This window comes from Desulfarculaceae bacterium (genome assembly GCA_020444545.1).
Classification (GTDB): Bacteria; Desulfobacterota; Desulfarculia; order Desulfarculales; family Desulfarculaceae; genus Desulfoferula.
Genome location: JAHLKT010000001.1, coordinates 762,812 through 780,888 on the forward strand (window position 1 = coordinate 762,812; position 18,077 = coordinate 780,888).

At 68.0% G+C, this 18,077-nt stretch carries 19 protein-coding genes; 7 read left to right on the forward strand and 12 right to left on the reverse strand.

Annotated features, from left to right (window positions below):
• Positions 1 to 95: 95 nt before the first annotated feature.
• A complete protein-coding gene (locus tag KQH53_03580; protein ID MCB2225736.1) occupies positions 96 to 2,567 on the forward strand; it encodes a 1-acyl-sn-glycerol-3-phosphate acyltransferase in 2,472 nt (823 codons plus the stop codon).
• Between the two features lie 77 nt (positions 2,568 to 2,644).
• Here KQH53_03580 and katG read toward each other — a convergent pair whose 3' ends face one another.
• The 9 genes from katG to KQH53_03625 all read right to left on the reverse strand — a co-directional run bounded on the left by katG (position 2,645) and on the right by KQH53_03625 (position 10,644).
• Positions 2,645 to 4,855 (reverse strand): catalase/peroxidase HPI, encoded by a 2,211-nt coding sequence (katG, locus tag KQH53_03585; GenBank protein MCB2225737.1) that lies wholly within the window; start codon positions 4,853 to 4,855, stop codon positions 2,645 to 2,647.
• A gap of 135 nt (positions 4,856 to 4,990) precedes the next feature.
• Entirely contained in the window at positions 4,991 to 5,428 is a 438-nt protein-coding gene (locus KQH53_03590; protein MCB2225738.1) for a transcriptional repressor, read from the reverse strand.
• A 113-nt stretch (positions 5,429 to 5,541) separates the two neighbouring features.
• A complete protein-coding gene (locus KQH53_03595) occupies positions 5,542 to 6,009 on the reverse strand; it encodes a PaaI family thioesterase (protein ID MCB2225739.1) in 468 nt (155 codons plus the stop codon).
• A gap of 10 nt (positions 6,010 to 6,019) precedes the next feature.
• Positions 6,020 to 7,231, reverse strand: coding sequence for a Xaa-Pro peptidase family protein (locus KQH53_03600; protein MCB2225740.1), 1,212 nt, complete (start codon positions 7,229 to 7,231; stop codon positions 6,020 to 6,022).
• On the reverse strand, positions 7,228 to 8,280 hold the full coding sequence (locus tag KQH53_03605; protein MCB2225741.1) for a M20/M25/M40 family metallo-hydrolase: 1,053 nt from the start codon (positions 8,278 to 8,280) through the stop codon (positions 7,228 to 7,230). The genes KQH53_03600 and KQH53_03605 overlap by 4 nt, the downstream gene beginning before the upstream one ends.
• A gap of 15 nt (positions 8,281 to 8,295) precedes the next feature.
• Complete coding sequence (locus KQH53_03610; GenBank protein MCB2225742.1) at positions 8,296 to 9,435, reverse strand: hypothetical protein; 1,140 nt, start codon at positions 9,433 to 9,435, stop codon at positions 8,296 to 8,298.
• A gap of 4 nt (positions 9,436 to 9,439) precedes the next feature.
• On the reverse strand, positions 9,440 to 9,718 hold the full coding sequence (locus KQH53_03615) for a cytoplasmic protein (protein ID MCB2225743.1): 279 nt from the start codon (positions 9,716 to 9,718) through the stop codon (positions 9,440 to 9,442).
• Between the two features lie 15 nt (positions 9,719 to 9,733).
• On the reverse strand, positions 9,734 to 10,192 hold the full coding sequence (locus KQH53_03620) for a hypothetical protein (GenBank protein MCB2225744.1): 459 nt from the start codon (positions 10,190 to 10,192) through the stop codon (positions 9,734 to 9,736).
• The gene (locus tag KQH53_03625) at positions 10,186 to 10,644 is read right to left on the reverse strand and encodes a hypothetical protein (GenBank protein ID MCB2225745.1); all 459 of its coding nucleotides are present in this window, start codon (positions 10,642 to 10,644) and stop codon (positions 10,186 to 10,188) included. Before KQH53_03625 ends, KQH53_03620 begins: the two co-directional genes overlap by 7 nt.
• A gap of 157 nt (positions 10,645 to 10,801) precedes the next feature.
• Here KQH53_03625 and KQH53_03630 point away from each other — a divergent pair, with 157 nt between their 5' ends.
• The 6 genes from KQH53_03630 (at position 10,802) to KQH53_03655 (ending at position 16,838) form a co-directional block, all read left to right on the forward strand.
• Positions 10,802 to 11,530 (forward strand): FCD domain-containing protein, encoded by a 729-nt coding sequence (locus KQH53_03630; protein ID MCB2225746.1) that lies wholly within the window; start codon positions 10,802 to 10,804, stop codon positions 11,528 to 11,530.
• Positions 11,531 to 11,578: 48 nt separating this feature from the next.
• Positions 11,579 to 12,040, forward strand: a complete 462-nt coding sequence (locus KQH53_03635) for a hypothetical protein (GenBank protein ID MCB2225747.1) — start codon at positions 11,579 to 11,581, stop codon at positions 12,038 to 12,040.
• Positions 12,041 to 12,064: 24 nt separating this feature from the next.
• The gene (locus tag KQH53_03640) at positions 12,065 to 13,030 is read left to right on the forward strand and encodes a TAXI family TRAP transporter solute-binding subunit (protein ID MCB2225748.1); all 966 of its coding nucleotides are present in this window, start codon (positions 12,065 to 12,067) and stop codon (positions 13,028 to 13,030) included.
• Positions 13,031 to 13,582 (forward strand): DUF1850 domain-containing protein, encoded by a 552-nt coding sequence (locus tag KQH53_03645; GenBank protein MCB2225749.1) that lies wholly within the window; start codon positions 13,031 to 13,033, stop codon positions 13,580 to 13,582.
• Positions 13,583 to 15,757 carry a TRAP transporter permease gene (locus KQH53_03650; protein ID MCB2225750.1) on the forward strand — a complete coding sequence of 725 codons (2,175 nt, stop codon included), beginning with the start codon at positions 13,583 to 13,585 and terminating at the stop codon, positions 15,755 to 15,757.
• A gap of 73 nt (positions 15,758 to 15,830) precedes the next feature.
• Positions 15,831 to 16,838, forward strand: coding sequence for a hypothetical protein (locus KQH53_03655; GenBank protein ID MCB2225751.1), 1,008 nt, complete (start codon positions 15,831 to 15,833; stop codon positions 16,836 to 16,838).
• A gap of 72 nt (positions 16,839 to 16,910) precedes the next feature.
• On the opposite strand, the gene KQH53_03660 is transcribed toward KQH53_03655, so the two are convergent.
• The 3 genes from KQH53_03660 to KQH53_03670 form a co-directional block, all read right to left on the reverse strand.
• Positions 16,911 to 17,228, reverse strand: a complete 318-nt coding sequence (locus tag KQH53_03660; protein MCB2225752.1) for a hypothetical protein — start codon at positions 17,226 to 17,228, stop codon at positions 16,911 to 16,913.
• 103 nt (positions 17,229 to 17,331) lie between these two features.
• Positions 17,332 to 17,604 carry a hypothetical protein gene (locus KQH53_03665; protein ID MCB2225753.1) on the reverse strand — a complete coding sequence of 91 codons (273 nt, stop codon included), beginning with the start codon at positions 17,602 to 17,604 and terminating at the stop codon, positions 17,332 to 17,334.
• Entirely contained in the window at positions 17,588 to 18,055 is a 468-nt protein-coding gene (locus KQH53_03670; GenBank protein ID MCB2225754.1) for a PH domain-containing protein, read from the reverse strand. Before KQH53_03670 ends, KQH53_03665 begins: the two co-directional genes overlap by 17 nt.
• Positions 18,056 to 18,077 lie beyond the last annotated feature (22 nt).

The following is an 18,077-nucleotide window of genomic DNA, read 5'->3' on the forward strand; positions in this document are numbered from 1 at the left end:
TGGCACACAATACGCGCCGCTTTCCCACGCCTTGACAAAGCTTCTCACTTGGCTACAGTTACCTGTAATTTCCCCTATCTGCGGCGAGGAACAGAGTGACGGCAGCCAAGAAGAAGCCCTTTCCTCTCTCCCTGCTCCGGGACCTTTCGCGCACCATGAAAAAGGGCCTGGTCAAGAGCGCCGGGCGGGTGGACTTCGTGCGCCTGCTCAAGCACATCTCCGAAAGCGAGGCCGGCCGCCCCTGGCTGGACCGCTTCTCCCAGATGCCCGAGCACTGGGGCAAGGCCCCGGAGATCATAGAGCGGGCCGCCGAACTCACCCGGGCCCAACTCCTCGAGGAGGGCCGCGAGGTCGACGAGGAGGCCCTGGCGCGCAACCTGGAGTCCATCGGGGTGCGCTACGACCGCCAGCTGCACATCTACGGCGCTACGGCGGTGTGCACCCTGATGAACGGCTTCTTCTGGCAGCAGGATTCCACCAACTGCTTCACCTCGCCGGACCACCGCGAGATCGCCCACGTGGAGCTGCTCAAGCAGTACCGCGACCAGGGCCTGGGCGTGGTCTACCTCATCAACCACTCCTCGCACCTGGACGAGTTCCTCCTGGCCACGGTGATGGCCCAGCACGACCTGGGCCTGCCCCTGTTCGCGGCGGGCGACAACATGATGGCCATCAAATCCATCGCCAAGATCCTGTGGATCAGCTCCTACGTGGTGCGCCGCCGGGGGGCGGACCGGGCCTACATGGCCGCCCTGTACAACTACTGCCGGGCCGTGGCCGAGTGCGGCGAGCAGCAGGGCATCTTCCTGGAGGCCTGGGCCGGGGGCGCCCGCAGCCGCGACGGCTCTCTGCGCTACCCCCGCCGCCTGGTCACCCTGCGCGGGGCCCTGGCCGGGGACAAGGAAGTGGTCATCCAGCCGGTGGCCTGCTCCTTCGCGGCGGTGCCCGAAGACCTCTCCCTGGCCGCCCGCAAGGGGGCCATGGGCTGGGTGCGGGGCGTGGGCGTGCTGGGCACCCTGGCCCGCATGGTGGGCCATCCCCGCTCCTGGGTGTGGCGCAGCGTGCAAGACCTCTACGGCCGGGCCTACCTGACCCTGCCCCGGCCCCGCCTGCTTTCCGAGCTGAAGGAGGCCCACGCCGTCGACCGCCAGGGCCGGGAGCTGGACGAGTACGTGGCGCTGACCGCCATCAACGACATCGCCCGCTCCAAGAAGGTGATGGCTAGCCAGCTCACCGCCCGGGGCCTCATGCGGGCCCGCCGCCAGAAGCGCGGCGACCTGGTGGAGGCCACCCGGAGCGAGCTGGAGGGCCTGGCCGAGTACCACCGCGAGGCCTTCGGCCAGGAGCCGGACCTGGAGGACTTCATCCGCCAGAACCCGGTGGAAAAGGTGGTGGCCGACGGCCTGGGCACCCTCAAGCGGCGCGCGGTGGTCTGGCCCTTGATGCGCGACGAGAACAAGCTGCCCCTGGTGCGCAGCCCCAAGGGCCTGGGCTACTACGCCACCCACGGCGACCGGCGCATCTACTCGCCCACCGCCGACCAGAACGTGGTGGTGGCCGGGGCCGGGGACTGGGGCTTCGCCCTGGCCTGGCACCTGGGCTCGCACATGCTCGAAGCCAAGCGCTTTTTGAACGCCTCGCTGACCATCTACGACCCCCGCCGGGAGATCGTGGACCTACTGGCCTACGACCGCAGCCCCGAGGGCCGCTTCAGCGAGCAGCGCCTGCCCAAAAACGCCTTCGTCACCAGCGACCGCCCCAGCGCCTTCAAGAAAGCCTCCGAGGTGGTGGTGGCCACCCCGGCCTCCCACCTGGCCGACCAGCTGGGGGCCATCCTGGCCCACGCCGAGCAGGGGCTCAAGCTGGTGGTGGCCAGCCGGGGCCTGGCTCCGGGGCCGGAGCTGCCGGTGCTCCTGGCCCGGCGCATGGCCGCCCAGGCCGGGCGCAATGACGTGAGCATCTACGCCCTGGGCGGGGCGGTGGGCCCCGGCGACCTGATCCCCGGCCGCACCTCCCGCCTGGTCCTGGCCGGCCCGGCCCCGGGCCGCGCCGAGCTGGCCGAGCTTCTGGCCGCGCCTCCGGTGGAGGTCTATCAGGCCCCGGACGCGGTGGGGGTAAACCTGGCCGGAGTCCTGGCCCGGGTATACGGCCTGTGGGGCGGCTTCCTGCTCAAGACCGGCCGCCTGGCCCGGGCCTCGGCGGCCGGCTGCTATCTGGCCGACGCCTCGGCCGAGGCCATCGCCCTGTGCCGCGCCCTGGGGGGTTCGGCCGAAAGCTTCAGCGCGGCCAGCCCGGCCTGGTCCTCGGCCTTCGCGGCCAGCGGCCTGGGGGGCTCGGCGCGGGACTTCGGCCGCAAGCTGGGCAGCCTGGCCAAGCGGGGCAAGGAGCTGCCCGCCGCGGCGGCCAAGCTGGAGGAGCAGCTCACCGAGGAGGGCAACAGCCTCACCGCCTGGCGCGACCTGGCCCTGGCTACCCGCCTGGCCCGGCAAAACGGGGTGGAGATGCCCATCCTGGAGGAGGCCCACGCCACCCTGGTGGCCGAGAAGGCGGCAGACAAGGACAAGTAGCCGCCCACAGCCCCACGAAAAAACCGGGCCCCGGCATGTGCCGGAGCCCGGTCGCTTTTTGGGGGAGGGTGCCTGGCCTAGGCCAGATCGAAGCGGTCCAGGTTCATCACCTTGACCCAGGCGGCCACGAAGTCCTTGACGAACTTTTTCTCCGCGCCCTTGGCCGCGTAGACCTCGGCCACGGCCCTGAGCTGGGCGTTGGAGCCGAAGATCAGGTCCACCCTGGTGCCGGTCCACTTCAGCTTGCCGGTGGCCCGGTCGCGGCCCTCGAACACCTCGGCCTCCTCGGAGACCGGCTTCCACACGGTGCCCATGTCCAACAGGTTCACGAAGAAGTCGTTGGTCAGGGCCTCGGGCCGCTTGGTGAACACGCCGTGCTTGGTGTTCTTGAAGTTGGTCTTGAGCACCCGCATGCCGCCCAGGAGCACCGTCATCTCCGGGGCGGTCAGGGTAAGGAGCTGGGCCCGGTCGATCAAGAGCTCCTCGGCCGAAACGGCGTACTTGGCCTTCTCATAGTTGCGGAAGCCGTCCGCCTTGGGCTCCAACACCTTGAAGGCCTCCACGTCGGTCTGCTCCTGGCCGGCGTCGGTGCGCCCCGGCGCGAAGGGCACCTTGACCTTGTGCCCGGCGTTGGCCGCCGCCTGCTCGATGGCCGCGCAGCCGCCCAGCACGATCAGGTCGGCCAGGGACACCCGCTTGTTGCCGCTCTGGGCGTCATTGAACTCCTGCTGGATGCCTTCCAGCACCGAGAGCACCTTTTTCAGCCGGGCCGGCCCGTTCACCTGCCAGTTCTTCTGGGGCAGCAAGCGGAGACGCGCCCCATTGGCCCCGCCGCGCTTGTCCGAGCCCCGGAAGGTGGAGGCCGAGGCCCAGGCGGTGGTGACCAGCTGAGGGATGCTCAGGCCCGAGGCCAGGATCTTCTCCTTGAGCGCGGCCACGTCCTTGGCGCTGACCAGCTTGTGGTCCACCGGGGGCACCGGGTCCTGCCAGAGGAGGTCCTCCTGGGGCGCCTCGGGCCCCAGGTAACGCGAGCGGGGGCCCATGTCGCGGTGGGTCAGCTTGAACCAGGCCCGGGCGAATGCGTCGGCGAACTCCTCGGGATGGGTCAGGTAGTGCCGCGCGATGGGCTCGTAGATGGGATCGAACTTGAGCGACAGGTCGGCGGTGGTCATCATGGGGCGGCGCTTCTTGCTGGGGTCGTGGGCGTCCAGCACCATGTCCTGGTCTTCCACGTCCTTGGCCAGCCACTGGTTGGCCCCGGCCGGGCTCTTCACCAGCTCCCAGTCGTACTTGAACAGCACCTTGAGATAGCCCATGTCAAAGGTGGTGGGGTTGGGCTTCCAGGCCCCTTCGATGCCGCTGCTGATGGTGTCGCCGCCTTTGCCGCTGCCAAAGCTGCTCTTCCAGCCCAGGCCCTGTTCCTCCAGGCCCGCCGCCTCGGGCTCGGGGCCCACGTGGGCCGCGTCGCCCGCGCCGTGGCACTTGCCGAAGGTGTGGCCGCCTGCCACCAGGGCCACGGTCTCCTCGTCGTTCATGGCCATGCGCGCGAAGGTCTCGCGCACGTCGCGCCCCGAGGCCACCGGGTCCGGGTTGCCGTCCGGGCCCTCGGGGTTCACGTAGATCAGGCCCATCTGCACCGCGGCCAAGGGGTTCTCCAGGTCGCGGTCGCCGCTGTAGCGGCTCATGGGCTTGTCGCTGGTGGCCAGCCACTCATCCTCCGAGCCCCAATACACGTCCTCCTCGGGCTCCCAAAGGTCCTCGCGGCCCCCGGCGAAACCGAAGGTCTTGAAGCCCATGGACTCCAGGGCGCAGTTGCCCGCCAGAATCATCAGGTCGGCCCAGGAGATCCGGTCGCCGTACTTCTGCTTGATGGGCCAGAGCAGGCGGCGGGCCTTATCCAGGTTCACGTTGTCCGGCCAGCTGTTCAGGGGAGCCAGGCGCTGGTTGCCGCCCCCGGCCCCGCCCCGGCCGTCGCCCATGCGGTAGGTGCCCGCGCTGTGCCAGGCCATGCGGATGAACAGCGGGCCGTAGTGGCCCCAGTCCGCCGGCCACCAATCCTGGGAATCGGTCATCAGGGCGTAGAGGTCTTTTTTCACTGCTTTGAAATTGAGCTTGTTGAACTCCTCGGCGTAGTTGAAGTCCTCGCCCAGGGGGTTGCTCAGCTTGGAGTGCTGGTGGAGAACCTTGAGGTTGAGCTGATTGGGCCACCAGTCACGGTTGGAGGTGCCGCCGCCGGCAATGGGTTTTTTTTCGTGACCCGTCACCGGGCACTTGGCGTTATCGCTCATGAGGTTTCCTCCCTTAATAAACGGCATAAGACGTTGTCGGCCCGGAGCCGCCGCGGCGGCCCCAGACGATATTTCTTTTCTATGGAAAATTATTCTCCATTACGGACCCAAAAAAAAGGGCAATCCGCGTATTTTTTAGGATTTTTTTTGGCAGGCGGGGCAAAGCCCAAAGAAATCGAGCTGATGGCTGGTGATGTCGTAGCCGGAGCTCTTGGCCATCTCTTGGGCCAGGGGCTCCAGAGAGCCTATCTCCGGGTCGGCGATGGCCCCACAGCGGGTGCAGACGGCGTGGGCGTGGGGGATGGGCTTGCGGCCGTCGTAGCGGCTGCCCAGGTGGGCGAAACCCAGTTCCAAGACCTGGTCCAGGCCCTTGAGCATGGTCAGGGTCTTGTACACCGTGGCCAGGCTGGTGGTGGGGAAGTCCTGGGCCACCCGCTCGTAGATCGTCTCCACCCGGGGGTGGTCGGCGCTCTCGGCCAACACGCGCAATACAGCCAGGCGCTGGGGGGTCACCCGGTGGCCCGCCGCGCGCAGGGCGGCGGTCATATCCGCCACGCGCTGGCGGGGGTCCATGGCTGGAGCTGGCGGGGTCCTTGTCAAAAAAATCTTCTCACCGGAGAATTATTATCTATTGCCAGGATAGCCATTGACCGGATTTTGGTCAAGCGCAACCCGGCCCGCCCGGCCTAGTCCAAAAACTTGGGCGGCAGGTCGTCCTGGTTGTTCAGCTTGAGGCTGGGCACCACCATCAGGGTGGTGGTGGCGTGGGCCACCTGGCGGCCCTCGGCGTCTTGGATAACCGCCTCGCCCAGGCCCAGGCTGCGCCCCAGTTTTATGCAGCGTCCCAGGCCGATGAGCTTGCCCCTGGCCTGCACCGGGGACAGGAAGTTCACCTTGATCTCCACCGTGGTCATTCCCAGGCCCTCGTCCGCCTGGGAGTAGACCCCCCAGAAGCCGGCGGCGTCGGCCAGGGTGCAGATCACCCCGCCGTGCACCAGGCCGAAGGGCTGCATGTGCTTTTGGGCCAGGTCTATCTCCAGGCGGGCCTGGCCCCAGCTCACGTCCATGATGCGCATGGTTTGCAGATCAAAGTAGGGGCAGCCGTTCACCCCGGATTGCACCGAGGCCAGCCAGGCGGGGTTGATCTTCTTCATGCGCTTGCTCCTAGCCGGGCAGCTCCACCAGCACGCTGGGCGCGGGGGTCAGGTTGGCGGCCGGGCCCTGGGACATCACCGCCACGGTGCTCTCCAGGCCCACCGGGCCCAGGTCGCAGACGATCTTCAGCTCCAGGGCGTAGGTCTCGCCCGCGCGCACCACGGCGGGGGAGCCTTGCAGGATGTAGGGCGGCGAGCCCAGCTCCTGGCCCACCCCGTGGGCGCAGAAGCGTATCTTGCTGCCCTCGCGCCCCAGCCAGTCGTCGCTCAGGCCGTGGCGCGCCGCGATCTCCCCGGCCAGCGCGAAGAGCTCGCCGCTGATGGCGCCCGGCCTGAGGCCGTCGATGAGCGCGGCCTCGATCTCCTCCAAACAGGCGTGGGCCCGGCGCACCTGGTCCGGGGCCGGGCCGATCACGTAGGTCCGGGTCTGATCGGTCTGGTAGCCCTCCAGGCTCACCCCGAAGTCGATGTTGATGGGCACGCCCCTGACCAGCGGCTGGGGCGAGGCCCCCAGGGGGAAGGCGGGCGAGAGGCCCCAGCCGTTGAAGGGCGCGTCCAGGGCGCTGGGCAGGGCGCCGTCCGGGCCGGAGGCGATGTGCCAGGAGTAGGTCTGATGATACCCGGTGCGCGAGCGCAGATAGTCGATGGACCCACCGCTTATGGCCAGGCGCTGCATCTCCCCGGCCAGTTCGGCCTCGCTCATACCCTCGCGGATCAGCCCGGGCAGCTGGGCATATATATCGGCGGCCAGCTTGCCCGAGGCGGCGATGCGCTCCAGCTCCCAGGCGTCCTTCACCGCCTTGAGCTCCATCCAGGGGCGGGTGGCGTCCCCCAGCTCCACTCCGGGCAGGCGCTTGACCCAGCCCAGGTAGTCCGCCGCCGAAAGCACGTCCATGGTCAGGCCCAGCCTGGCCCCAGCGGGCAGGGCCTCGCGGAGCATGCCCGCCGCCTGGGTCAGGCCGCTGATGGGCGTGACCGCCAGGGGACACTCGGCCGCGGCCCGCCCGACGTGGCGGCGCATGAGCACCAGGGGCTCGCCCGCGGCGGGCACCAGCACCAGGCCCTGCTGGCTGGTACCCGAGGCGTAGAACACGTCGTAGGAGTCGGTGAGCAGCACCGCGTCCAGGCCCGCCTCGGCGCACATGGCCGCGATGCGCTCCACGCGCGGGCCGATCACCTCGGCCGGGACCAGGTGGTACCAGGAGGGGAAGCGCCAGCTCACAGCAGCTCCTCCGCCCGGCCCAGCCAGGCCCAGACCAGCTCGGCCATGGCCTCCAGGTCCGAAAGCTTGAGCAGCGAGGCCTGGGAATGGATGTAGCGGGTGGGCACGCTCACCACCCCGGTGGGCACCCCACCCCGGGAGGTGTGGATGGCCCCGGCGTCGGTGCCGCCGTAGGGGGGCAGCTTGCGCTGGCAGGGCACGCCCGCCTCGGCCGCCGCCTCCTCCAGGCTCTCCACGATGCGCGCGGGCACCACGATGCGCCCGTCGGCCACGGTGATGGCCGGGCCCTTGCCCAGATGCGAGGCGTTGCGCCAGGCGACCACGCCCGGCGTCTCGCCCATGGTGGACTCCACACACAGGGCCAGGTCCGGAGCCAGGTCAAAGGCCGAGGTCATGGCCCCGCGCAGGCCCACCTCCTCGGCCACCGAGAAGTTCATCACCAGGCCGAAGGGCAGCTCGCGCCCCTGGTCGGCCAGGCGCTCCAGCAGGTGCGCCAAAATGGCGCAGCCCGCCCGGTTGTCCAGGTTGCGGGCAAAGTAGCAGCCCTCGCCCAGGGGGCCGCAGCCCAGGTCCAGCACCCCCATGGAGCCCACCTGGATGCCCGCCTCGGCCACCGCCTCGGCGCTGCCCAGGCCGGGGTCCAGGAATAGCTGCTCCCAGGCCAAAGCCTTGTCCAGGTCCTTGCCGTGGGACACATGGGGCGGCAGCAGGCCGCACAGGGCGGGCAGGCTCTGGCCGGGCCGGGTCTGCAACAAGACCCGCGAGCCGGGCATGAGCCGCTTGTCCAGGCCGCCCAGGGGGGCCACCCGGATGAACCCGGCATCGTCCACCTGCTGCACGATCAGCGCAACCTCGTCCAGGTGGGCGTCCAGCATCACCAGGGGCCGCTTGTCCGGGTTCCACCAGGCCCTAAGGCTGCCCAGACGGTCCACCTCCATGCGCTGCGCCTTGGCTTCCACCAGCTCGCGCACCACGGCGCGGATCTCGTCCTCGCGCCCCGGCGGGCCCAGGGGCGGACAGAGCCGGTCCAACAACTCGCTGAGGGTCATGCTCGTCTCCTAACCCTAGTGCAGGTGCTCCTCCTGGGGCGGGGGCCCGGCGAAGAAGGCCTTCAGATAGTACAGCCCCTTGGTATCCGGGCTGGTCACCGGCGCGCTGCCCAGGCGGCCCTGGGCGCTGAGCATCTCGTAGAGGTCGTCCACGATGGTGGCGAACAGCTCGAAGTCCGAGGGGGACTGGTAATAGCTGTCCAACAGGGCCAGGAAGTCCGATCCCAGCTCGTAGTTCTCCAGCACGGTGAGCAGATGGGCCTCGTCGCTGGTGCCCACGTAGATCAGGTGGGGGCAGCGGTTGATCTCGCTCACCTCCTTGCCCAGCCGGAGCTGGTTGTCCTCGGAGCAGAAGGGGCACTGGCTGTGGATGATCTGCCCGCCGCCCGGCTCCTGGGGCACGTACAGGGCCAGCTCGCTGGGGCTGAAGGTCACCTCGGGATGCAAGCGGCCCAACAGCTCCAAATCCACCGGCTCGCCCATGATCGCCGCGCACCAGCGGCTCCAGGCCAGGGCGGCCACGGCCGGGGCCAGCTCCCCGGGCACCCCCTCCAGGGCGTCGCCCAGGGTCAGCCAGGTCAAGAGCTCCGCGTCGGAGTGGGCCCCGGTGGCCTGGGGCCGGGCCAAAACCTGCGCGGCCAGCTCGGCCAGGGCCGGGTCCGGGCTCTCCGGGTCCTGTCCCGCGGCCTGGAGGGCCCGCCGGGTCAGGGTGTTCAACTCCTGGCCGGCGGCGGCGCGCATCTGGGGCCCCCCGGCCAGGGCGGCGGCCATGTAGTCCTCCACCAGCTCGTAGTCGCCGGGGTCGATGGCCCCCTCGCGCACCGGGCCCAGGGAGTAGAGCACCCGGTGGAACAGGAAAGGCCGGTCGGCCCTCATGCTGGCCAGGGCGTGGGCCAGCACCGGGCCGGGCTCGGGCAGGGCCCAGAGCCAGGCCAGGGGGTCGCGCCCCTGGCTCTCGCTGGGGTGCATGGTCTCGGCGGCCAGGGAGGCGCGGACCGTGAGGTCGAAGACCTCCTCGTCCTCCATGCCCAACAGCCCCGCCTGGTCGAAGCAGAAGGCCGGCCAGTCCAGGGCCCGTAGCGGGCTGAAAAAAGCGGTCTCCAATATGCCCCGCACCAGGGCCAGGTCGCCGTAGAGCTTTTCCCGGGGGTCCATGGCCCTACTCCTCGATGGGGTGGTGGTGATGGGGCTCCGGGTCCTTCAAAAACTTGTCGTGATACTCTTCTTCGCTCAGGTGCCGGCGCAGCAGGTCGCTGATCAGGTCGAAGACCGTCTCCAGGTCCTTCTGCTCCAGGCGGGGGAGGATGGCCCTCATGCAGTCGTCGTCCGCGAACTTCTGCAAGTAGACCCACACCGTGGCCTCGTCGGTGGGCCGGTCCAGGCCGAAGCCCACCAGGCCCTTGTATTCCTCCACAAAACCGTGGCTGTGATCGGCCATGTTCTCTCCTTTTAATTACAGGCGTGCGGCCTTGCGCCGCCCCCGGCGGGCCAGCCAGGCGGTGAGCCCCAGGGCCAAGGCTAGGCGCGGCCCCAGAATCCAGAAGGCGCTGCCGCCCAAGAGCACGAAGATGGCCGTGTCCTCCACCACCGCGTGGCAGGTGATGAGAAACACCGCCAGGGCCAGGCGCTCGCCCTCGGCCAGGCCCCGCTCCCGGCTCACGGAGACCAAAATGCCCGCGCCGTACAACAGGCCCAGGAACACCCCGGCCAGAAGGGGCACCAACGCCCCCGGGCCCAGGCCCAAACGGGCCAGCCAGGGGCGCAGGCGGGGCCAGGGGCGCTCGAACACCCCGTAGGCCTTGGCCATCTCGTAGCCAATTATAAGGGGCAGCACCACCGCGGCAATCTCGGCGCAGAGGATGAGCCCCTGGCCCAGGGCGCCGGGGATTATGCCCCACACCTTGCCTAACATATGATCAGCGCCAATAGCCAGCCCGCCCCCAGGCCCAAGGCCAGGCGGAACCAGGTAAGCAGTTGGTAGCGCGGGGTGAGCTGGCGCACCACCACCGCCTCCACCAAGAGGCTATGGCTGATGCCCAGAATGAGCCCCAGGATGCTCACCTGCTGCCAGGTGAGGGCCAAGGGCGCGGCCACCGCCGCCGCCGCGTAGAGGTTCACCAGCATCCCGGCCACCAGCACCGCCGCCGCCTCGGGGGGCAGGCTCCACTGGCCCATCACCGGGGCCAAAAAGCCGCTGATATAGGCCATGGCCCCGGAGGCGGTGAGCACCTCGGATAGCACGTACAGGGGCAGGATGTTGATCACCAGAAAGCCCATGAACTTGCGGCAGCGGGCGAGGCCCTGGCCCAGGGCCGGTCGCCACAGGGGCACCGGCGCGGCCGTCTGGCGGGGTGCGGTCGACATGGCTGAAGCATAGGCCCCAAGTGCTATATGGTCAAGGAGCCCCCTTGACAAGGCGGGAGCCGCCTTGGCAAGATAATTCTGGTCTAAGGTTAGCCCAATTTTCGATCTTCATTTGACTACCCCCGCACCGGGAAGCACAACCCGGCGAGGAGGTTCTTTGCACAATAGGAAACGGAAAAAAGCCTACGAGGAGGTGGCCGAGGCCATCCGCACGCAGGTATTTTCCGGCGAGTTGAGCCAGGACCAGCAGCTGCCTCCCGAACGAGAGCTGGCCGAGGGTTTCGGGGTCAGCCGGGTGGTGGTGCGCGAGGCCATCCGCACCCTGGAGCTGGCCGGCATCCTGCGCGTGCAAAAAGGGGCGGGCGGGGGCACCTTCGTGTGCCATGACCTGGACAAGCCCCTCATAACCTCGATAGAAAATCTTTTAGCCGGGGGAGACATCTCCCTCAACGACCTGTTCGAGATGCGCCTGATGCTGGAGCCGCCCGCCGCGGCCCTGGCCGCCGAGAGGGCCCGCCCCGAGGACCTGGGGCCCCTGCGCGAGATTCTGGAACAGGCCGAAGGCAATCATAGCGACTCCCAGGCGCTTCGAGACGACAACCTGGAATTCCACCGCCGCCTGGTGGCCCTGGCGGGCAATCCCCTGCTCAGCGTGCTTTGCGAAACCGTGCTGAGCATTCTGGTGGGGACCCTGCGAGGCAAGTTGAACCGCCGGACGAGCCAAACGGTTCACCGGTTTCACCACCAAATCTTTCAGGCGTTGCTGGCCAGTCAAGCCGACCTGGCCCGCAAGCTGACCATAGACGACCTGGAGACCTTGCGCGATTTGTACCACCGCATGGGGGTGCAAGTGGCCCAGGACCAGGCCAGCCGCAAGGCCAGCTGAAGATTTTTTAAACCAGGTAACTGTCTCAAAACGTATGGGAGGACAAACATGCGAATCAGCAAACTGATGCTCATCGGGCTCATGGCCGCCATGGCCCTGGCCCTGGCCCTGGGTGGCTGCGCCACCGTGGACAAGGGCGTGGACAACATGAAGAAGGAGATGGCCAAGCCCGCTCCGGTGAAGCCCGGCCCCTGCGCGGTGCAGGGCAAGCTGGTGCGCGCCCTGGCCCCCGAGGCCAAGCTGGTGGGCCTCACCTGCATGCACAAGCCTTTCGACGGGGTGATGTCCCTGGCGGTCAAGGTTTCGCTGCAGAACGTGTCCAAGGAGCCCCAGCGTTTCCGGGTCAACATCTTCCTGGCCAACGACAAGGCCGTGGGTGGTCTCATCCCCCGCAAGACCAAAAAGGGTCTGGTAAAGCCCGGCGCCACCGCCAGCTTCACCTACTTCTTCAAGGGTCAGGAAAAGACCCCTCTGGGCATGACCCTCATCGTCAAGACCATGAGCAAGTAGCCCAAGGATCAAGGGAGGAACCCAATGAAACGCTTTAGCATTATTGCAATCATCGCGGCGCTGATCCTGGTCGGCGCCGGCCTGGCCCAGGGCGTAACCTTCATTTCCATCGGCACCGGCGGCACCGGCGGCATCTATTATCCCTACGGCGGCGGCGTGGCCGAGGTATGGTCCAAGTACGTCAAGGGCGTCAAGGCGGTGGCCGAGGTCACCGGCGCCAGCGTGGAGAACGTCAAGCTGGCCGACAAGGGCGAGACCGTGGTGGGCGAGGTCATGGGCGGCGTGGCCCTGGCCGGCTACAAGGGCCTGAGCAAGTTCCGGGGCAAGAAGCACCGGATCCTCTCCATGGCCATCATGTACCCCAACCTGCTCCAGGTTGTGGTGATGAAGAAAAGCCCCATCACCAACATCGAGCAGATCAAGGGCAAGAGCATCTCCAGCGGCAGCCCCGGCTCGGGCACCAACTTCATGGCCGAGGCCGTGTTCAAGGCCCTGGGCATCGAAAAGGGCTCCTACGACGACAAGCGCCTGAGCTTCACCGAGACCGCCAACGCCCTGCGCGACGGCACCATCGAGGTGGGCATCTGGTCGGTGGGCCCGGGCACCAGCTCCATCATGGACCTGGCCACCACCCACGAGATCCGCATCCTTTCCTTCACCCCCGAGCAGGTCAAGAAGATCACCGGCGCGGTGAAGACCTACATGGCCGTGGACCTGGGCGCCGGCGTGTATCGCGGCGTGGACAAGCCGGTTCCCACCATCGGCGTGTGGAACGTGATGATCGTGCAGAAGTCCCTGGACACCGAGCTGGTCTACAAGCTGGTCAGCGCCCTGTGGGACCACCGCGACTACATGATGAAGATCCACCCCTCGGCGGCTTACACCACCCCGGAGAACGCGGTTAAGTACAGCCCCATTCCGCTGCACCCGGGCACCATCAAGGCCCTCAAGGAACGCGGCGTCACGGTGCCCGACATCCTGAAGCCCTAAGTGACCGCACTGAACCGGCCGGTCCGGCTGGCCCTTTTGGGGCTGGCCGGACTGGCCTTGATTCTGATCGTATTGGCCCTTTTGCCCGGAGGAGTGGTGCTGAGCATCACTCCGGTGAAGGGTGGGCCGCCCCTGCTGGAGCTGCCGCTCCAGCCCGGCGAGCGCTTCACCCTGCACTACTACCATTCGGTGGAAAACGCCCCCATCTGGGAGGAGCACAGCGTCGATTCCTCGGGACGCATCTACATCGAGGAAGAGCGCTACCTCAAGTACGGGGCGGGCATGGGCAAGATGCCCGGGGTGGGCCGCATGATCATGCGCGGCCCCTATGAAGCCATTACCGACATGCACCTGCCCACCGGGGACTTCGTCCTCAGGGTAGGCAGCCCGGGGGTGGACCACACCATCCTGTGGCGGCACACGGCGACCAACCTGAGCGCCGTGGTCCCCCACCAGGCGGTGATGTTCTCGGCCCGGCCGGAGAGCCTGCTCGGCGAGCTGTGGCACCGGCTGATGCCCAGGAAGGCCACTCCCAACACGCGGGAGCCGTAGATGATTTCAACCGTGAATGCCGCCGGCGCGGCGAGCCAGCAGGGGCCCAACCAGGCCCTGGTGAACGCGGTGGCCAAAGTGGTCATGGTTCTGGCGGTGAGCCTGAGTCTCTACCAACTTTACACCGCGGGTATCGCTCCTCTCACCGCCCTGGTCCAGCGCTCGCTGCACCTGGGCGCCATTCTCAGCCTCACCTTCCTGCTCAGGCCCATCGGGCCCTGGGCCCGGAAGGACCGCTTCAATTTCTGGACGCTGATGGACTGGGCCCTGGTCTTGGCCTCGGTCTATTGCGTCTATTACATCTGCTCCAACTTGAACGAGATCTTCGCCCGCCAGGGAGACTGGCTCGAGGCCGACGTCTGGGTCAGCGTGGTGGGCACCCTGCTCACCCTGGAGGCCTGCCGCCGGGTCATCGGCGGGGTGATGGCCGGCATCTGCTTCGCCGCGCTCATCTACGCCTTCACCATGGGCGACGTGATCCTGGCGGTGTTGGGCTGCATGCTCTTTGCACGGCTGTGCAACAGCCCCAAGAGCTGGCTCACCCTGCTGGTGGGCCTGGCCGCGGTGGGCTATTGGCTCTACGGCATCTATTACGAGCCCTACCTGCTGGACATGTTCCTGCACAAGCCCTACAGCGTGGAGCGCATCGCCACCACCCTGTGGCTGACCACCGAGGGCATCTTCGGCCTGCCCCTGGGCGTGGCCGCCACCTTTGTCTTCGTGTTCGTCTTGTTCGGGGCCTTCCTGGAGGTCACCGGCGGGGGCAACTTCTTCATCGATTTGGCCTACGCCCTCACCGGCCGCTTCTCCGGCGGCCCGGCCAAGACCGCGGTATTGGCCTCGGGCTTCATGGGCTCGGTGTCCGGCTCGGCGGTGGGCAACGTGGTGGCCACCGGGTCCTTCACCATCCCCATGATGAAACGGGTGGGCTATAGGCCCCACGTGGCCGGGGCCATCGAGGCGGCGGCCAGCACCGGCGGCCAGCTCATGCCCCCCATCATGGGCGCGGGCGCCTTCCTCATGGCCGAGTTCACCAACACCAGCTACCTGACCATCATCAAGGTGGCCCTGGTGCCGGCCATCCTCTACTACTTCACCGTGCTTCTGTTCGTGCACTTCGAGGCCCAGAAACAGGGCATCATGGGCCAACCCAAGGACAAGCTGCCCAAGGCCTGGAACGTGATCAAAGGGGGCCTGCACTTCATCATTCCGGTGGGCATCCTCGTCTACGTGCTCATGGCCAACTACTCGCCCATGATGGCCGGCTTCGTGGCGGTGGTGAGCACCCTGGCCGCCAGCATCCTGGCCAACCTGGTGCGCTGGAGCCTGAACAAGGGCGTGGTCAAGGAGATCAGCGACCAGCGCCTGAGCGCCGGGGAGCTGGCCAAGGCGGAAGGTTCCATGGTGGTCACCGGCCTGGAGCGCGGGGCCAGGAACGCCATCATGGTCTCGGTGGCCTGCGCCGCGGCGGGCATCATCGTGGGCATGGTCACCCTCACCGGCATGGGGCTCAAGTTCTCCAGCCTGGTCCTGGACCTCTCCTTCGGCATCGAGGCCCTGGCCATCCTGCTCATCGGAGCCGCCTCGCTGGTCTTGGGCATGGGCCTGCCGGTGACCGCCTCCTACATCGTCCTGGCCACCCTGGCCGGTCCGGCCCTGCTGGACCTGGGCGTGCCGCTGTTGGTCACTCACATGATCGTGTTCTGGTACTCCCAGGACGCCAACGTGACCCCGCCGGTCTCCCTGGCCTCCTTCGCCGGGGCGGGCGTGGCCGGGGCCAACCCCATGCAGACCGCCTTCACCTCCTGGAAGCTGGCCAAGGGGCTCTACATCATCCCCATCATCATGGCCTACCGCCCCATGCTGGGCATCGCCAACGGCAAGGAGTACGAGCTGATGCACTGGGAGGTGATCTTCACCTGGATCACCACCCTGTGCGGCCTGGTGGCCTTTGCTTCCGCCCTGGACCGCTACATGTTCCGCAAGGCCACCATCCTGGAGACGGCGATCCTGGTCTGCGCGGCGGGCCTGCTGTTCTGGCCGGACATCGTGCTGCCCGGCGGCGGGGTGATCCCCGCCTGGCTGGTGGATTCGGCCGGCTTCGGCTTGCTGATCCTGGTAGTGATCATGCAGAAGGTCTGGCGCCCGGCGGGCGCCGCCCCGGCCGCGGCCTGACTCTAGAAACAACCCGAACCCCCAGGGGCGGCTCCGAACGGGGCCGCCCCTTTTTTGCGGCTATAATGGCCTCATGACTTGGCGTCTGAAATCTTTGGCCGCGCTGTTGCTGGTATTGCTCCTGGCCGCCCCGGCCCGGGCCTGGTCGCCGCCAGCCGACCCGCCCCGCCCCGGCCCCTGGGCCGTGGCCGAAAGCCGCCAAACCTGGCAGGACGCCTCCCGCGGCCGCGAGGTGCCGGTGAAGCTCTACCGCCCCCAAGGCGCGCCCGCCCCCTGGCCGGTGCTGATAATCTCCCACGGCCTGGGGGGCAGCCGCGAGGCCATGGCCTACCTGGCCCGCCATTTGGCCAGCCAGGGCTACGGCGTCTGCGCGGTGCAACACGCGGGCAGCGACGGCGAGGTGGGCGCGGGGCTCAGCCTGCTGGCCACCTACTGGGCCCTGTACAAGGCCGGGCGCAACCCGGAGAGCTACCGCCAGCGGGCCGGGGACCTCTCCTTTGCCCTGAACCGCCTGGCCCTATTGAACCGCGAGCCCGGCCCCTGGCAAGGCCGCCTGGACCTGGGCCGCGTGGGGGTGGCCGGGCACTCCATGGGAGCGCTCAGCGCGCTGATCGCGGCGGGACAGGATTTCGGAGGGGGCGGTGCCTGGCGCGAGCCCCTGTTCCGGGCCTTCATCGCCCTGAGCCCGCCGGTGCCCGGCAAGCTCCCGCCTCGGCGGATGTACGGGCCCATCGCCCTGCCCGGCCTGCACATCAGCGGCGGACAAGACGTGGCCCGCCTGGGCTTCACCACCGCCGAGCGGCGGCGAGTGCCCTTTGACCACATCAAACGGGCCGACCAGTATCTACTGTGGCTAAACGACGGCGATCACCGCAGTCCCCTGGGCTATCCTGCCGGGCCGGAGCGTCCGGCCCACGAGGCCCGCTACCACCAGCTCATCCTCATGGCGGTGAGCGCCTTTGCGGACGCCTATCTGCGGGAGGAGGCGGCGGCGCGGGCCTGGCTGCAAGGCCCGGCCCCGGAGCGGGCGGTGGGAGGCGTGGCCGCCTGGGAGTGGCGGGCCGGGACGCCGCGCCGATAGCGCCGCGCCCCACAAAAAAAGGGCGCGCCCCATGGGACGCGCCCTGAATCGTTCCAGCGGAAAAGGAGGAGCTTACTCTTCCGTTTTCTCCTCGGCCGGGGCCTCTTCCATGGCCGCCAGCTTGGCCTTGAGCTCGGCCACTTCCTGCTTGTAGCGCTCGGCGTCGTCGCCCTCGGCGGCGGGCGGGGTGAAGGGCTCCATGGCCGCTTCGCTCTCGGCCTTGCGCTTGTCCTTCATCTCCTCGGCCCCCAGATAGGCGGCCAGAACCCCGCCCAGGATCAGGATGGGCGGAATCACGCCCTTGAGCAGCCAAAGAAACTCGTCCCACCAGGCGAAGATGCCGATGATTCCCAAAAGCAGGGCTATCAACCCACCAACCAAGGCCACCATGATTATCTCCTCCTTAGGGGATTTGCATTTTTCGTGTGGATGGAGACGCCAAAGCGGAAACGGCCTCCACTCATTTCTAGGTAGCATGGGCCACGCCCGGCTGTCAAACCTTTGCGCCACCCCGGCCCCATGCCCGGACGCGCCATCCCCCCGCCGGATGGGGGGCCAAAACATAGAGCGCGCCGTCCTCGCCGGCCAGCCGCCAGCGCCGGGCCACCGGCTCGGCCGGGTCCGCCCCGGCCACCAACTCCTCGCCCAGGATGCTCACCGTCCGCCAGCCATCGCCCAAATCCAGGGCCACCGGAGTCTGGCGGGAGCGGCCGCTTTCCCAAAAGCGTACCCTGGCCGCCCGCCAAGCGCTAGCGGAAGGCCCCATAGACCCGCTCGTCGTGGGCCCCCCGGTCCAGGAGCACCTGCTTGAAGCGGGTGGGCGCGGGCACTCCGCTGAGGCGGAGAATCTCCACCTCGCCGCCGGGCACCTTGGCGTGGATGTGCACGTGGGCCACGTTCATCAGGCGCTGGGCCATGCCCCGCCGCAGGTCGATGCGGGTTATGTTCACGATGGGCGCGATCTGCTTGGCGTGGGAGGGGAAGCTCCGCTCCACCTCCACCGCATCCTGGCTCACCCTATACATGCGCGTGAAGCGGGTGATGATTACGTAGGCCCCCAAAAGACTGGCGATGAGCTGGCCCGCCGCCTCGGATATGAAGGTATCCGGGTTTACCAGAGGCCCCACCAGGAAGATGAAGATGCCGAAGTACCACACCCCGAAGGACTGCCACGCGGGGCGGAACTCCATGTAACGGCCGATGGTCGTCTGGGCCATGCGCGTCTCCTAAAAAACGTAC

Excerpts from the sequence above, each read along its gene's own strand:
- KQH53_03660 (MCB2225752.1), bottom strand. The coding sequence starts at position 17,228 with ATGGTGGCCTTGGTTGGTGGGTTGATAGCCCTGCTTTTGGGAATCATC.
- KQH53_03590 (MCB2225738.1), bottom strand. The coding sequence starts at position 5,428 with ATGGACCCCCGCCAGCGCGTGGCGGATATGACCGCCGCCCTGCGCGCG.
- KQH53_03615 (MCB2225743.1), bottom strand. The coding sequence starts at position 9,718 with ATGGCCGATCACAGCCACGGTTTTGTGGAGGAATACAAGGGCCTGGTG.
- KQH53_03620 (MCB2225744.1), bottom strand. The coding sequence starts at position 10,192 with ATGTTAGGCAAGGTGTGGGGCATAATCCCCGGCGCCCTGGGCCAGGGG.
- KQH53_03655 (MCB2225751.1), top strand. The coding sequence starts at position 15,831 with ATGACTTGGCGTCTGAAATCTTTGGCCGCGCTGTTGCTGGTATTGCTC.
- KQH53_03665 (MCB2225753.1), bottom strand. The coding sequence starts at position 17,604 with ATGGGGCCTTCCGCTAGCGCTTGGCGGGCGGCCAGGGTACGCTTTTGG.
- katG (MCB2225737.1), bottom strand. The coding sequence starts at position 4,855 with ATGAGCGATAACGCCAAGTGCCCGGTGACGGGTCACGAAAAAAAACCC.
- KQH53_03650 (MCB2225750.1), top strand. The coding sequence starts at position 13,583 with ATGATTTCAACCGTGAATGCCGCCGGCGCGGCGAGCCAGCAGGGGCCC.
- KQH53_03640 (MCB2225748.1), top strand. The coding sequence starts at position 12,065 with ATGAAACGCTTTAGCATTATTGCAATCATCGCGGCGCTGATCCTGGTC.
- KQH53_03635 (MCB2225747.1), top strand. The coding sequence starts at position 11,579 with ATGCGAATCAGCAAACTGATGCTCATCGGGCTCATGGCCGCCATGGCC.
- KQH53_03610 (MCB2225742.1), bottom strand. The coding sequence starts at position 9,435 with ATGGACCCCCGGGAAAAGCTCTACGGCGACCTGGCCCTGGTGCGGGGC.
- KQH53_03605 (MCB2225741.1), bottom strand. The coding sequence starts at position 8,280 with ATGACCCTCAGCGAGTTGTTGGACCGGCTCTGTCCGCCCCTGGGCCCG.
- KQH53_03595 (MCB2225739.1), bottom strand. The coding sequence starts at position 6,009 with ATGAAGAAGATCAACCCCGCCTGGCTGGCCTCGGTGCAATCCGGGGTG.
- KQH53_03670 (MCB2225754.1), bottom strand. The coding sequence starts at position 18,055 with ATGGCCCAGACGACCATCGGCCGTTACATGGAGTTCCGCCCCGCGTGG.
- KQH53_03625 (MCB2225745.1), bottom strand. The coding sequence starts at position 10,644 with ATGTCGACCGCACCCCGCCAGACGGCCGCGCCGGTGCCCCTGTGGCGA.